The 13,537-nt window shown below is 57.9% G+C and carries 13 protein-coding genes and 3 pseudogenes; 8 read left to right on the top strand and 8 right to left on the bottom strand.

Annotated elements, in window-relative coordinates; all coding sequences use genetic code 11:
• Positions 1-70: 70 nt before the first annotated feature.
• Positions 71-644: pseudogene (locus tag ATI14_RS27475) on the bottom strand (IS66 family transposase); the annotation flags it as partial.
• Between ATI14_RS27475 and ATI14_RS27470 the strand changes: the two are divergent.
• Positions 622-879, top strand: coding sequence for a hypothetical protein (locus tag ATI14_RS27470; protein WP_016973502.1), 258 nt, complete (start codon positions 622-624; stop codon positions 877-879). The pseudogene ATI14_RS27475 and the gene ATI14_RS27470 sit on opposite strands and share 23 nt — an antisense overlap.
• Here the strand turns inward: ATI14_RS27470 and ATI14_RS31285 are convergent.
• Positions 845-1,252 (bottom strand): hypothetical protein, encoded by a 408-nt coding sequence (locus ATI14_RS31285; RefSeq protein WP_130886755.1) that lies wholly within the window; start codon positions 1,250-1,252, stop codon positions 845-847. The two genes, ATI14_RS27470 and ATI14_RS31285, sit on opposite strands and share 35 nt — an antisense overlap.
• A 510-nt stretch (positions 1,253-1,762) precedes the next feature.
• On the opposite strand from ATI14_RS31285, the gene ATI14_RS32045 reads away from it, so the two are divergent.
• The 3 genes from ATI14_RS32045 to ATI14_RS31525 are packed head-to-tail and all read left to right on the top strand — an operon-like array spanning position 1,763 to position 3,062.
• Entirely contained in the window at positions 1,763-2,206 is a 444-nt protein-coding gene (locus ATI14_RS32045; RefSeq protein WP_100831523.1) for an ABC transporter transmembrane domain-containing protein, read from the top strand.
• A gap of 21 nt (positions 2,207-2,227) precedes the next feature.
• On the top strand, positions 2,228-2,737 hold the full coding sequence (locus ATI14_RS27455) for a formyltransferase family protein (RefSeq protein WP_196775062.1): 510 nt from the start codon (positions 2,228-2,230) through the stop codon (positions 2,735-2,737).
• Between the two features lie 22 nt (positions 2,738-2,759).
• Positions 2,760-3,062, top strand: a complete 303-nt coding sequence (locus ATI14_RS31525; RefSeq protein ID WP_196775063.1) for a hypothetical protein — start codon at positions 2,760-2,762, stop codon at positions 3,060-3,062.
• 916 nt (positions 3,063-3,978) lie between these two features.
• Here the strand turns inward: ATI14_RS31525 and ATI14_RS27450 are convergent.
• From ATI14_RS27450 to ATI14_RS27435, 5 genes and pseudogenes are all read right to left on the bottom strand, one after another.
• Positions 3,979-4,184, bottom strand: a pseudogene (locus tag ATI14_RS27450) (FAD-dependent oxidoreductase); the annotation flags it as partial.
• Positions 4,185-4,439: 255 nt separating this feature from the next.
• Positions 4,440-5,650 (bottom strand): annotated as a pseudogene (gene tnpC / locus ATI14_RS27445) (IS66 family transposase); the annotation flags it as partial.
• A 171-nt stretch (positions 5,651-5,821) separates the two neighbouring features.
• Complete coding sequence (locus ATI14_RS31490; protein WP_016968965.1) at positions 5,822-5,971, bottom strand: hypothetical protein; 150 nt, start codon at positions 5,969-5,971, stop codon at positions 5,822-5,824.
• 110 nt (positions 5,972-6,081) lie between these two features.
• Entirely contained in the window at positions 6,082-7,248 is a 1,167-nt protein-coding gene (locus ATI14_RS27440; protein ID WP_016968966.1) for a catalase family protein, read from the bottom strand.
• On the bottom strand, positions 7,245-9,056 hold the full coding sequence (locus ATI14_RS27435; protein ID WP_016968967.1) for a di-heme-cytochrome C peroxidase: 1,812 nt from the start codon (positions 9,054-9,056) through the stop codon (positions 7,245-7,247). Before ATI14_RS27435 ends, ATI14_RS27440 begins: the two co-directional genes overlap by 4 nt.
• A gap of 269 nt (positions 9,057-9,325) precedes the next feature.
• Between ATI14_RS27435 and bamJ the strand changes: the two genes are divergently transcribed.
• From bamJ to ATI14_RS27415, 4 genes are all read left to right on the top strand, one after another.
• Positions 9,326-10,066 carry a BamJ family beta-barrel-assembly machinery protein gene (bamJ, locus tag ATI14_RS27430; RefSeq protein ID WP_080520671.1) on the top strand — a complete coding sequence of 247 codons (741 nt, stop codon included), beginning with the start codon at positions 9,326-9,328 and terminating at the stop codon, positions 10,064-10,066.
• A 355-nt stretch (positions 10,067-10,421) separates the two neighbouring features.
• Entirely contained in the window at positions 10,422-10,880 is a 459-nt protein-coding gene (locus tag ATI14_RS27425; protein WP_016968968.1) for a YkvA family protein, read from the top strand.
• A 93-nt stretch (positions 10,881-10,973) separates the two neighbouring features.
• Positions 10,974-11,309, top strand: coding sequence for a helix-turn-helix domain-containing protein (locus tag ATI14_RS27420; RefSeq protein WP_016968969.1), 336 nt, complete (start codon positions 10,974-10,976; stop codon positions 11,307-11,309).
• Positions 11,306-11,677, top strand: a complete 372-nt coding sequence (locus tag ATI14_RS27415; protein WP_003190138.1) for a hypothetical protein — start codon at positions 11,306-11,308, stop codon at positions 11,675-11,677. Before ATI14_RS27420 ends, ATI14_RS27415 begins: the two co-directional genes overlap by 4 nt.
• On the opposite strand, the gene ATI14_RS27410 is transcribed toward ATI14_RS27415, so the two are convergent.
• Positions 11,674-13,443, bottom strand: coding sequence for a bifunctional diguanylate cyclase/phosphodiesterase (locus ATI14_RS27410; RefSeq protein ID WP_031319394.1), 1,770 nt, complete (start codon positions 13,441-13,443; stop codon positions 11,674-11,676). The genes ATI14_RS27415 and ATI14_RS27410 overlap by 4 nt on opposite strands.
• Positions 13,444-13,537 lie beyond the last annotated feature (94 nt).

Below are 13,537 nucleotides of genomic sequence, written 5' to 3'. Positions count from 1 at the left end.
ACCCCCTAATCAACGTTTACCCTCGTAGTTCAATGCAACTGACGGCTCGTCCAAGAGGATGCATTCAGATTTACATCACCTGAGGAGCCCATTTATGCGGCAGCAGCTCGGCGATGTCACTTGCACGCTGTGTTGGCAGTCGAGCCACAGCGTCTTTCAAGTAAGCATATGGATCATGCCCGTTGAGCCGCGCCGACTGGATCAAACTCATGATCGCGGCCGCTCGTTTGCCGCTGCGCAGAGATCCGGCAAACAACCAATCAATTGGAGCGCCCAAGCGCCCATGTCCTGATCGTGTTTTCGACCGGGTTATTGTCGATGGGCACAGCACCATCATCCAGGTAGCGCGTTAGCGCTACCCTGCGTTTCAAGCTGTAATCCAAAGTCTTGGCCGTCGCTGAGCCTTCTGGCACAAGCTCGCGCTGAACCAGCATCCACTCATGCAACTTTGCTGCAATGGGCACCGTTATTTCCTGACGTAATCGCCTGCGTTCTTCATCGTCCATGTCTTTGGCTTGCCGCTCGATCTCGTACAGGCCGCCGACTGAGTGAAGTGCCTGTTCAGCCAGTTGGCTTTTGTTTGCCGCATGCAGTTCGAAGAACTTACGGCATGCGTGTGCCATGCAGCCGATCTCGGTGATGCCTCAAGACGTGGTTTTGGAGGTGCGGGCCCATTTTCGCTCGCTTTCGGCCTGGATAACCTCTGTACTAGAGCGAGGGGCAAAACAGGGAGTATTGGTGTTGTCCAGTGATGCGCGTGCCGAAGCAGAGATGTTCATGGCAGCGGTCCATGGCGCCATGCTTTCGGCGCGCGCCTATGGCGATCCAGAAGTCTTCGGTGTGATCACTGAGCCCCTGTTCGACAGGCTCTTCCTTTAAAAAGATTGAAGTCAGAGAGCACGGGTTCGGGCTTATAAGAAGGCCGGGCCCGGGGCGGCTGCGCCGACGTTCGAGCCACGTCAGTCTGTATCCAGGTGAGCACGCTTGCGGGCTGCGCCAAGGCATTAAGGGAAGCGGGCACTCTGCATTCGAAAGGAATACCGAGAATATAGGCGTTCTTACACGTGTTGGCGTGTCCGATGTCGTCTCGGGGTGCGCTGTGGACGTCGACGCTCGCCGAAGTAAGCTGGCATTGTTCCTTCAACAGCGCCGGAAAATCAGCGGCAACTGCTTTCGCCCCCGGGCAACTCCCGGTTTCTGCGGTTTTTGGTAACACATAAGGTGCTGGCAGCAGGGCAGGAATGATGATCATGATAGTTCCTTATGACACGGCTTGGGTTTAACTGTTTACTAGTTGGAAGGCAAATAAAAATTATTCTTCCTGGACCTACCTACACGCTCTTCGAATGGGTATTGCTGAGTGCAGAATCACAAGGGTAAGCGTCATGACGGTCTTAGCACTGGAAAAACAGTTGAATTTCCTGCGGGAAATCGATCGCTTGAAGTTGGAGGTAAGCACGGGGGATCTTGCGACACCGGTTGGCCTTGTACTCGCCTACGGCGGCGGCCGACTGATGGCTACCGTCTTTGATGAGCTGCGGACCGCAGTATTCGTCCGTGTCAACGCTAACGCAACTCGCTTGTCAGGACTTCGCATCTTCAAGAGGCTGCATCAGCTCAGTCTCAGATTCCACCTTGATCGGAAGACAGGGGAGGGGGTAGCGCGTTAAATCGAGCGGGTACCCACTGTATCCCGGTCATTCTATCGACAGTCTTGTTCTCTCTGGTGCCTATCGCCTTCGAGGTCGTGCTTGTCTGAACCATTCTTTGGTACCTCTTCGGTGCGATCTTCAGATTGGTGACTTTGGCTACTGTGGCTGCCTACGCAGGGTTTACAATTTCCATTAGCGCGTGGTGCACTCGTTTCCGTCGCGCGCTCAACGAGGCGAGCGCTGAATCCAGCAGCAAATCAATTGATAGTCTTCTAAATTTCGAGACGGTGAAATACTTCGGCGCAGAAGATCATGAGGCTCAGCGTCTCGATGCTGCGTTGAGAAAGCGGGAGGACGCATCTGCCAGGAATGAGTGGACGTTTGTTTGTTTGAGCATTGGGCAGGTCTTCATCATATCCACCGGCCTAATTTTCATAATGCTGATTGCAGTAAGGCGCATACATGAAGGGGCAATGGGCTTGGGCGATATTGTACTAGTCAATGCGTACATACTTCAGCTCCATCAGTCGTTGAATTTTTTCGGCCTAACGTAAAAGTTCTTCATGCGCGTTTGCGTGGAGTTGCGCCACGGCGTTGCGCTGAGCGACTCGCGCGAAGCCTGCTACGGCATGGAATGGAACACCTATGACACGTCAGTGGAGCCGCGGGTCATGATGATGGTGTCTCAGATGGGCCATTGCTTGAATGACCTGCTGTACCGCAACAGTGTCGATCATTTGCCAATGGAACTGGTCTTGATCGTATCGAACCTTGAGAAGTTCAGGCGCAGAGCTGAGCATGAGAGGCTGGATTTTCACTACCTGCCTGTCACTTCTGAAAAAAAACAAGCAGGAAGCCAACTTCTGGAAATGGTGCGTGAGCAGAAGATCGACACCGTGATTCTCGCCCGTTACACACAGATCCTGAGCGGTGACGTATCAAGACTATGGGCCGGCCAAATCATCGATATCCATCACTCGATCCTACTCAGCGTCAAGGTCGAGGGTTCTTACCATCAAACCCATAAACTTAGGGGTGAAGCTCATCGCAGCCACTGCCCACTATGTGACGGCGGGCCACGATGAGGATCCACTCATCGAGTCGAACTTGCAGCGCATTGATCATGCCCCAACTGCAGATGATCTGGTGGCCAATGTCGCGACACCGAATGCTAGGTACTCGCCCGCGCCGTGCAACTTCACGTTGAACACAGAATTCTGCTCAATGACGATCGCACAGTCGTTTTCTACTAGTGCCGCCCAGGTGATGCGCAGCCAGGTCATCGTGGAACACATCTTGGAAGGGATTCGCTCGGCTGTGGGGTGGCACGCCATTACACCTGGTCCTGCAGTGGTGCTGGTCGGCGAGGACATGGCCAGCCGGGTGTATGTGCGAAACAAGACCTCCTAGGCCGAGGCGTGTGGACTCAACTCTCGTCAGTACGTCCCCGGCAACCCTCTGACTCTAGCTATTTGGTTTTAGGTTAGCCCGGCTTGTGGGAGACGTTTTTATTTTATTAAGTTCTTGAATTTAAATGTTATTATTTTATTCATGCGCTGCCCGCCCCCATTTTTCCCTCCAGTCTGATCCTGCATGCAACCCCAGTGAGTAGGTGCGGGCGCCCGAGCTGAAAATTATGCTCAGGCGATTCGCGAACTGCAACGGATGCTGAGCAGAAAACTCGGGAGGCGAAAATTCTCAAAGATACCGTGGTGATTATCTGCTCGCGAAGATGGATTGTCCCCTTACCTTTGTCGCCGGAAATGGCTAGCGGACCCGGTTATCTTGGTATGGTGCGCTCGCGATTAGCTGTCCGGCGAAACAAATTTATCGGACATCGACTGCGGCGTCCCCAGCCGGATATCGCGGTGTTAATGCCCGCGACTTGAAGCTAGGGAGTGTTGAAAGTCGATATGGTGTCATGTGCAAAGCGCCCCCGGCAAAGCCTAAACGGTAACGGTTTGGCGCAGGGCTTCGTCAGCGGAGACATCGACTTAACTGAGAGTTGGTATCCAGCACAAAGGGGCAAATTCAGGACGTCAACCAAGCGTGCAAACGGCAGGGCAGGATGGAGGATTTACTTCATGGTCACCTCGATCAAGATCGATTACCCTGATGCGCACCTTTATAGGTGCAGGGGGCTGAGTCGCATCTAGCCCTGGGTGGAAGGTAAGACCCGGTCGACTCTCAATATCGAGGGCAGGTGCTGCAGCCACAGGCGTGGATTCCTCCACCGATCCGCCCAACAACAAGTTCATAAATGAGGATAGTTGCTGGACAGGCCTTTGCTTGGTCTAGCCTTTCACTATTGTTTTTCGCAGTTTTAATAGCCGGCCTCTACGACCGCATCGGCCAGCCGAGTTGGCGATAGAACTCCAGCGTTCGCGCCTTAAGAGCCATTGTGCAAAACGTTTCACCTGAGTCGCTGCTTTTATCTATGATTCTTACGGTAACCCCTTGCTTGGTTAGCCAGAGAGCGAGAGCGAGCCCAGTTGGGCCAGCTCCGACTACGAGAACTTCGGTTTGAGCCATGATCCACCCTCATTAATGTTATCTAAACTTTCGAAACTCAATTATTCATCGACGCTGATGCGCCGTTGGGCTTAGCAAATCGACAGGGGCAGGAGAGTCAGGGATTGAGAGGTAGACATCCCATAACATGTCGAAGCCGTCTTGCATGACGCGGTCTAACGCCCTGTTCGCTTCGGCTTCGAAGACAGGATGAGGGTACTGCGCGGTGGCTCCGGCTGCGAGTATTCGAGCCTGAGTGCACCTCCCATGCGCAAGTTAGGCAGGCGACCACTGATGAGGCAGCAATTGCTCAAAGTGAAGGGCTCGCTGAGTCGGCAGCCGCGTGAGCACATCCTTGAGATAAGTGTACGGGTCATGCCCATTGAAGCGTGCAGATTGAATCAAGCTCATTATCACCGCCGCCTTTTTGCCGCTGCGCAGCGACCCAGCAACTAACCAGTTCGACCGCCCAAGCGCCCACGCGCGGATCAAGTTCTCGATCTGGTTGTTGTCTATGCGCACAGCACCCTCTTCTAGGTAGCGCGCCTGCGCTACCCAGCTTTTCAGGCTGTAATCTAGGGCCTTGGCCGTGGTCGAACCCTCGGGCACAAGTGCACGCGGAGCCAACATCCACTCATGCTGTTTTCCAGCGATGGGCACCGCCATTTCCTGGCGTAATCGCCAAAGGTCCTCGTCACTCATTTCCTTGGCGTGTTTTTCGACTTTGTACAGCCCATTAATCGAGTGAAGCTCCTGCTCCGCCATCTGGCTTTTGTTGGCCATATGCCGGTCAAAGAACTTGCGGCGCGCATGGGCCATGCAGCCAATTTCGGTGATGCCCAGCACGAAGCTAGCCACATAGCCGGCGAAGTGGTCACAGACCAGCTTGCTGTTCCAGGAGCCCAGGAGGTAACGCGCATGTTCTCCAGCACGGCTGGGGCTGAAGTCGTAGACCACGGCGTTGAGTGCCGAAACCGGCGTAGAGTTGTAGGCCAAAATGTAAGCGCGGTGGGTTTTCTTCCGACCCGGCAACAGCATTTGTACCGGCGTTTCGTCAGCGTGAACCACGCGCTGGGCCAGCACCACATCGCGCAGCGCATCGACCAAGGGTTGAAGTAGTACGCCGGTTTGACCCACCCACTACGACAGCGTTGAACGCAGGATGGTAGGTAATCGGCGAACTTGGCACCATCACGTGCGCCAGCAGGCCCGCCGTGGGGATGCCCTTGTCGATCACCTGCGGCGGCACCGGCGCTTGGATCAGTGTTTCGCACTGGGCAAACCCATTTCCCCCTTACGTACTGTTCAGCGGTGAACACGCCCGGTGTGTAATCCCGCTTCTCGCTGACATCTTCTCCGATGCGCTGAAGCTGGCAGCCGCAAACGCATCGAGTGGTGTCCGGTTATTAATAGGTCACGGTGCGCGGGAAATGCGGCGGTAATGGCGCACGATTGGGTTGCTGGCGTTGCTCTAGCGGCGCGAGCGGTGAGGGGCTTGTCAGCCAGAGAAAATGAGTACATATTTAAGTACTTGCATTATGTTTTCTAGTTTGGTTTTGCGTTAAATCAACAGGTTAGAGGTTGAGTTATGTTCCCGTCCGCTGCGCCATATTCGGTCACCTGGACCACTGAACGCCAGGTCACCACAGAAAGCCCGCTCATTGAGCGGGCTTTTTTTCGTCTGCGATTTGCCCTGGCAGCTTCTTCTTGCGTGGTTGGCGCGTGGCCAGGTGCTCGAAACAAAAAGACGCGGTGCCGAACACGGCAATGAGGGTCAGTACGAGCATGCCGAGGGTTGAGCTTTCCACGGTGACTTCCTGCGCAGTGATGGGTAGGTGGTCACGTTAGAAGCGGGGCGCAGGCAGCTCAATAGACCCGACGCGATCCTTACGGCGCCGGGCCTGTTTTTACGAACTCTTTATGGTGCGTTGCGGCTGTGGCGGTAATCGCTGACCGCTTCATACACGGCTTTGCGCAGCCGGTTGATGCCGCCAATCGGCCGGTGCGCTTCCAGCCCGAACCAAGGGTTGAACGACTGGTTGTCGCACGCCAGATTCAAAGCCGGGGTGTCGAAATCCTGGGCAGGAATGTTCACCTTGGCTACCGTTTCGTAAGGCGCATCGCTTTCCTTCCACTCGATACTGGTGTCTTCGATCGGCATGAATTTTTGCGGGTTCTGGCGCTGAATCTGCAACACGAAACACGCCGGTACGCGGTCTGTGGACAGTTGCTGGTTCAAAGCGCTGCGCAGGAAGTTCGGCAAGTCTTCGTTCTGCTTGGGCAAGACGTATTCCGGGCAGCTTTGCGGGTCAGGCGCGACGCGGAACTTGGCGTTGGCCGTGCCGAACTTGTAGGGCGAGACTGAAAAGTACGTAGCCTGCGTCGGGCTGGCAGGGGCGGGTGCCAAGGTTGCCAGTGCGATAAACAAGTGGCGCACTTGCCAGCTGCGCGGGTCAGCCTTGGGGAAGAACGCCAGCACTTTCTTGCCATCCGCCTGCGCGCCGATGTTCTGCGCGTATTCGGCCACATCGCTGACAAAAAAGTTGGGGTGGCTGAACATCACGAAGTCCTGCTCCGCGCGCGCCTGTTGGTCGGCCATCAATTGCTTGCCCGGCACATCCAGCAACTTGATCGCCATGCCCCGCGCATCGCGGATGCTGTCGAACTGCGGGTAGGCGTTGCCGTTGGACAGCCGCATCATCGCCTGCCAGGTCTTGCCGGGTTCGGCGAACACGCCTTGGCGCAGCGCCGGGTCCAGGTCGGCCAGCACGCTGACTTCGGCCTTCACACAGCCGTGGGCCTTGGCGTGGGCATCGCGCAGGTAGCGCGTGCCCTCGCGGTGCTGGTCGACGATGCGCACGGCGGTCTGGATGATGCCCTGGGTCATCGCCGCTTCACCGGGCGGTATCTGCTCGTTCGACGACACCGGGCCACTGTGCTGCCAGGCGAACCACGCGGTCGCCGCCAGCCAGCCGAGCAGCCCGAGGCCCGCCAGCCACAACAGCGTCTTGCCGAGAAATTTGCCCAGGCCCAGCCACAGTCGCGCGAGCAGGGAGCGTTCGTTGTATTGCGATCGGATAATCATGGCAGTTGTTGCTCCAGCGGGCCGCCCAGCACTTTGAGGTATTCCAGCAGCGCCCAGCGTTCCTGCGGCAGCAGGCTGCGGCCGATCACGCCGTTGCCACGCTGGCCGGCACGGAATTCGTGGCCACTGTTGTGGTTGCCGGTGATTTTGGTATCGAACAAAAAGGCGTTCTTGAAGGTGCCGGTCTGGAAGCCCAGGTGGCGCGGGTCGTAGTCGAAAGTGCCTTTAAAGAAGGTGGTGCTGCGCTCGTCCTGGGGCGAGAGCAGTTGGTAGATCGTCGGTACCGAGCCATTGTGCAGGAACGGCGGGGTGGCCCACACACCGGCCAGTGGTCGCGCCTTGTAGGCACGCAACTCGCGTACGCCGATGGGTAAGCCGTAGCCGTCCAGGCGGGGGCGTTCGGTTGGGGTGACCCCCGCAGCGCGGTAGGCGTGTTCTTCCACGAATGCGGTGACGTAGGCCAGGCCCTTGGCCACTGACATTTGCTTCAGGTCCAGCGGCTCACTCGGCGTCGGGTGCAGTTCGACATTCAGCTTGGCCAACTCCGCCGGGTCCCATTGCAGAGCGCTCAGGTCGTAACGCTGGTCGGCAATGTTGCTGGCGGCGCTCGGGTCGGTGCCGATGTAGTCCACGGGGATCATTTTCAGTTGTTGCACCGGGCGGCCATTTTCCTGGGTGACGCTCGGCACGTGGCAGCCGGCGCAGTTCTCGGCGAACAGTGCGCGCCCCTGGGCGGCGAGGGGCTTGTCTATGGCACCGAACAGGTCTTCGGGCCAGGTCGGTGGTTTGAGGCGCTGCAGGGTTTCTTCGATCATGTTCAGGTCGCGCACCCGTACGCTGGACGGGTAACGCGCGTCGCCTTGCAGGGGCTGGCCGGCGTTGTCGAAGAAGGTCAGCGTGGCGCCAACGCCCAGGGCTTCACCGATATTGCGTGCCATGGGTTGTTGGGCCGAACCGTTCCATTGCACCCAGTCGAAGGTCCAGATATCCCACAAGTGCGGGTAGTCCACCGGCGCGTTGGCGACGCGATAATTCTCCGGGGAGATGGCATCGCCGAAGCTGGCATTGGCGATACGGCCAAAGGCGTCGGTACGGCCGGGGCCTTCTTCGGTGGGGTAGAGGCCGCGGTGGGTGTCGTTCCAGGCGACTTTGAGGAACTGGTTCAGCGACTGTTTGAAGTCCTGGCGCAGCTGGTTTTTGTTGGGCTCGTCATAGTGAGGGCCGAGCACTGCGCGGGCGAAACGGTCGAATTTCCAGGGCATGTAGTAGGTGGCGGCCAGGCTGGCCACCAACGCCTGGCCGAAGCTGCCGCCGCGCAGGGTGGGCACGCTGGAAGGCAGCACGTGTTGGGCTGAGCCACCGTCGATGCGCAGGGCCTGACCTTTGAAGTGCAGCTCGCCGGTATGGCAGGCGGCGCAGGTGATGTCGAGGTATTCAACCTGGCTGCCGGCGTTTTGATGACGGGCGAAACCGACGGGCAGGTTGCCAGGGTTCTGCGCGGTGGGCACTTGTTTTGGGTCCACCAGGAAGCCGAAACGTGCGAGGTATTCCGGGGTGGCGAAACGCTGCTGGGAAAACGGCAATTCCAGGGCGGTGAACCAGTCGTAATGCAGGCCTTTTACCTGGGTGCCCTGGGGCGTGAAGTAATAGGTCTGGCGGTCGGCGGCACTCCATTGATCCTGGTAGTGCACCTGGTCTACGGGCACGTAGTCCGGCAGCCTGGGGTTGATGGTGTAGTAGAGCACCACGGCCAGGAGCAGGCCCAGTGCTATGAGTATCAGCAGTAATACACGGGAAAAAATGCGCAAGATAACTATCCTTGTCTTGGCCTTGCCTCGGCCTTGTCGAGTTGTTGCGTTCTTATGCCATTGCGCCAAAGGTGCGGCAAGTGGCCAGTAAGTGGGTTGTAAGAGGCCCCGCGATCCGTCGCGGGCCCCCATCATGAATGAAATTGCTTTTAAACACGTGAACTTATCAGAAATTTCCCCCTCAGATGCCGGTAGCCATTGGTCGTGGCCGCCTGATAAGCTCGCGACTTTACTCGAATGCCCTTTTGGCGCACGAACAAGGAAATAGCATGAAACAGCATCGGTTGGCGGCGGCGGTGGCCCTGGTTAGCCTGGTACTTGCGGGTTGTGATTCGCAAACCAGCGTAGAGCTGAAAACCCCGGCGCAGAAAGCTTCCTACGGCATCGGCCTGAACATGGGCAAAAGCCTTGCTCAAGAAGGCATGGATGACCTGGACTCCAAAGCGGTAGCCCAAGGCATCGAAGATGCTGTCGGCAACAAAGAACAGAAGCTGAAAGACGACGAGTTGGTTGAAGCGTTTGCCGCACTGCAAAAGCGTGCTGAAGAACGCATGACCAAAATGAGCGAAGAGTCGGCAGCTGCCGGCAAGAAATTCCTCGAAGACAACGCCAAGAAAGACGGCGTAGTCACCACCGCTTCCGGTCTGCAGTACAAGATCGTGAAGAAAGCCGATGGCGCTCAGCCCAAGCCTACCGACGTAGTGACTGTTCATTACACCGGCAAGCTCACCAACGGCACCACCTTTGACAGCTCCGTAGATCGCGGCAGCCCGATTGACCTGCCGGTCAGCGGTGTGATCCCGGGTTGGGTCGAAGGCCTGCAACTGATGCACGTGGGCGAGAAGGTCGAGCTGTACATCCCATCCGACCTGGCCTACGGCGCGCAGAGCCCGAGCCCGGCGATTCCAGCCAATTCCGTGCTGGTATTCGACCTGGAACTGCTGGCCATCAAGGACCCGGCCAAGGCTGAAGCCGCTGACGCTCCTGCTGCGCCAGCTGCCAAGAAGTAATCAGCGCTTGAACACACAACGCCCCGTTTCGACGGGGCGTTGTCGTATCTGGGCACATATGAATCATGGGTGGAGCCTGACCCGCTCATACAGACACTCGGCCGGCCTCAAGCCTGTGCAAATCCAAGCGAACGTCCGTGGCGGCTAACAGTCTGATATAAAACTCGAGTACGGGTAGTCGCACATCCGCGCCAAGTCAATGAAATCTTGGGTTTTTTTTATGTGCGCAAAAAATGCCCGATCTGACTGAAAGCCTTGTAGTCCGTGGCTTACAGCCATGAAAACAGGCTCTGTTCACAAGGTTATCCACAATTTGTGTGGATAACCTTTCTGTCGTATGGAACTGGAGTGACAAATGAAACCACCCTTCAATTTCACCCGTTTCCTGCCAATGGCTGCTCGCTTGCTGGGTCGAGGGCGCCTGCCCACCTTGCTGTTCGCGGTGGCCGCCAAAGGCTCAAGCCAGGGTAACCGCCTGGGCAAACTCAAGGATGATCTCAAGTTGCTTCAGGCACTGTGCCTGGCGTACTGGCGCGGCGAATACCGTGCGATCAGCCCCAAGGCGTTGATCTCGGTGGTGGCAGGGCTCATGTACTTTCTCAGCCCCATCGATGCGATTCCGGACTTTATCCCCGTGTTCGGCATGCTCGATGACATCGCCGTGCTGGCATGGGTCATGAAGACCCTGGACGGCGAGCTGAGCGCTTTTCGCGCCTGGCGTGACGCCCAGCGCCCGGAAAAGCTGAGAGTCGTTGAGCGCTTGCCTGCGACGCCTGAGCTGCTGGCCCGGGAGAACCCGCAAAAAAACGCATGACACGTATATCCCCCTGCGACCTTTGTGGCTGTTAGGATTACACTTCTAAGGAAAGAACTTACTTGGTAAGTGTTGTTATCCTACGGGGCAGTCATGGATATTCAGATCATTTCACGCGATGGCGCACCCGAGTATGCGGTGTTGCCATGGGACCAGTACCAGGCGCTGCTAAAAGCCGCCGGTCAGCAGCCACCCACTCTTGCTCCTTCTCCTGTTGTCAGCGCGGCCGAGCCGGATCTGCGCCCGCTCGCAGACTTGCGCGGCCTGCGCGAGGCCAAGGGCCTGGCCATCGAAACCCTGGCCCGCACCGTGGGCATTAGCCCTTCGTATCTCGGATTGATTGAAAGTGGTGAGCGCCAGCCGGATGCCGCGATACGCCGCAGCCTGGCCTGGGAATTGGGCGTTGCAGGGTGGAGGGATGAATCTTGAGCCTACGTATCAGCCGTCAACATTGGGATGGGTTAATCAACGAGCTGGACCAGGCGCGCCGCCAGCGCCATTTACTGACCTACCGCGCGCTGCTGGAGCGCCTGCAATTTCCCACACCCGCCATGCAAACCCTGGCCGCCGCGCTTGAGCACCTGGCCGCGCTGGACGCCAAGGCCGAGCAGCCGTTGCGCAGCTCGCTGGTCATCAGCCAGGGTGCGAGCCGCCTGCCGCGTACCGGTTTTTTTGAATGTGTGGAGCGCCTTGGGCGCTTCAGCGGGCCTTCCGATGGCGTGGCCGCTGCGTCCTGGCACGCTTCGGAAGTGGTGCGGGTATTCGAATACGAGTACCCGGAATCGGCCGAGGCCTAAAGCGCCTGGGGCAGCATATCCATGCTGTCGATGACGTGAATGCTGTAGCCGGCAACGTCCTTGGCATGATGCTTGGCCTGTGACGCCAGTTCAGCCAACTGGCTGGCATCCAGTTGTCCACAGGCCTGTGGATATAAATGCACCACGCCGATCGACAGTGACAGCAGGGCGAACTCCTGGCGCACGCCCTGGCGGTTCAGCGCCACGAAACAGCCGGCATCAAGGTGTTCGGCCCGGTAGAAGCGCCGGCATTGGGTGTGGAAGTCATCCAGCAACTGGTTAAGCCGCTTGCGCCAATCCTGCGGCCCCAACACCAGCAAAAAATCATCGCCGCCAATATGCCCGACGAAATCGCGGCTGGGGTCGACCCGGTCATTCAGGCATTGCGCCAGGCACAGCAACACTTCATCCCCGCGCCCATAGCCATAGATATCGTTGAACGGCTTGAAACTGTCGATATCCACATAGCAAATCACCGACTCGCGCTGTTGCTGCAGCAGCCGCGTGAGGCACTGCTGGATCGGCACGTTGCCCGGCAGCAGCGTCAGCGGGTTGGCATAACGCGCCTGCTGGATTTTCAGTTCGGTGATCAGCTTGAGCACGTCGATCACCCGGCCCAGGCCTAGATAGTCGCCATTCAACGTGATGATGAAATCTTCTTCAATTCGTTGCCGTGCGCGGCTGGTCAGCAGGCGACTCACTTGTTGCAAGGACTGGCTTAGTTCCACCGCGAGAAAGTCATCGCTCATCAAGCGGCTGATGGGCTTGCGTGCGAACAGATCGGTAGCAAACGGCTTGAGCAGGGCGTCGGACAGCGAATGCCGGTGCACGATCCCCACCGGGTGGCCGCGCGCGTCCAGCACCGCCAGCGAGTTGAGGTTGGCCTGGCGGCGAAAGGATTCCAGCACCTGGGCGGTGGCGGTGTCCTGGTCCACCGCCGGTTGTTCGTTGAGCAGGGCGCTGAGGTCGCTGCCTTCTTCGCTGAGGGCGATGTTGGCGTTGTCCTGCTTGGGCAGCATCAGGCGAACTTCCTGCGGCGGCTGTTCCTGAGGGCGGCACAGCAAGTAGCCCTGAACCAGGTCGACGCCCATCTCGGTCAGCACCGCCAGTTCTTCCGGCAACTCGATACCTTCTGCAATCACTTGGGCGCGTGAAGCCTTGGCGATCTGCAGGATCGAGCCAACGAATTCGCGCTTGAGCGCATCCTGATGAATGCCGTCGATAAAGTGCCGGTCGATCTTCACGTAATCCGGGCGCAGCTCCGACCACAGGCGCAAGCTGGAGTACCCGGCGCCCAGGTCATCCAGCGCGATGGCAAAACCCATGTCGCGGTAGTGGTGCAGGGCGGTTTGCAGCAGGTCGAAATCATCGGTGGGCGTTTGTTCGGTGAGTTCGATCACCACTTGGCTCGGCGGAATGCCGAAGTCGCGCAACAGTTGCAGGGTGCGCCCCGGCTGGTGCGCGGTTTCCATCAGGGATTCCGGCGAGATGTTCAAAAACAACTTGCCCGGCAGTTTTTGTTCGCTGAAGCGGCGGCAGGCGCTTTCGCGGCAGGCCATTTCCAGCTCACTGAGACGCCCGGCGTGGCTGGCCACGGAGAACAAGGCAACGGGAGAGTGCAGCGGGCTATTGGACGGGCCGCGGCTTAAGGCTTCGTAGCCGAGAATACGTCGCTCGGACAGGCAGATGATCGGTTGGAACAGGCTGTGCAAACTGCCTTGAGCCAGGATTGAGCCCAATGCATTCAGCTGTTCGGTCATGGTCATGGCGATCTCGATCGAAAAAAAAGGACCGCAGGCGGTGAGCCTGCGGTCCTTCATTTCACGACAGAATGATGTCTATATGATGACACTCCGCGGA

Origin of the sequence: Pseudomonas tolaasii NCPPB 2192 (genome assembly GCF_002813445.1) — a bacterium.
GTDB lineage: Bacteria > Pseudomonadota > Gammaproteobacteria > Pseudomonadales > Pseudomonadaceae > Aquipseudomonas > Aquipseudomonas tolaasii.
Note: the sequence above shows the minus strand (reverse complement) of the source record. Positions and strands in the feature narration are given on the sequence as shown.

Bases quoted from the DNA above. Each gene is read 5' to 3' on its own strand.
- ATI14_RS27470 (WP_016973502.1), top strand. From the start codon at position 622: ATGCAGCCGATCTCGGTGATGCCTCAAGACGTGGTTTTGGAGGTGCGG.
- ATI14_RS31285 (WP_130886755.1), bottom strand. From the start codon at position 1,252: ATGATCATCATTCCTGCCCTGCTGCCAGCACCTTATGTGTTACCAAAA.
- ATI14_RS27440 (WP_016968966.1), bottom strand. From the start codon at position 7,248: ATGATTATCCGATCGCAATACAACGAACGCTCCCTGCTCGCGCGACTG.
- bamJ (WP_080520671.1), top strand. From the start codon at position 9,326: ATGAAACAGCATCGGTTGGCGGCGGCGGTGGCCCTGGTTAGCCTGGTA.
- ATI14_RS27425 (WP_016968968.1), top strand. From the start codon at position 10,422: ATGAAACCACCCTTCAATTTCACCCGTTTCCTGCCAATGGCTGCTCGC.
- ATI14_RS27420 (WP_016968969.1), top strand. From the start codon at position 10,974: ATGGATATTCAGATCATTTCACGCGATGGCGCACCCGAGTATGCGGTG.
- ATI14_RS27410 (WP_031319394.1), bottom strand. From the start codon at position 13,443: ATGACCATGACCGAACAGCTGAATGCATTGGGCTCAATCCTGGCTCAA.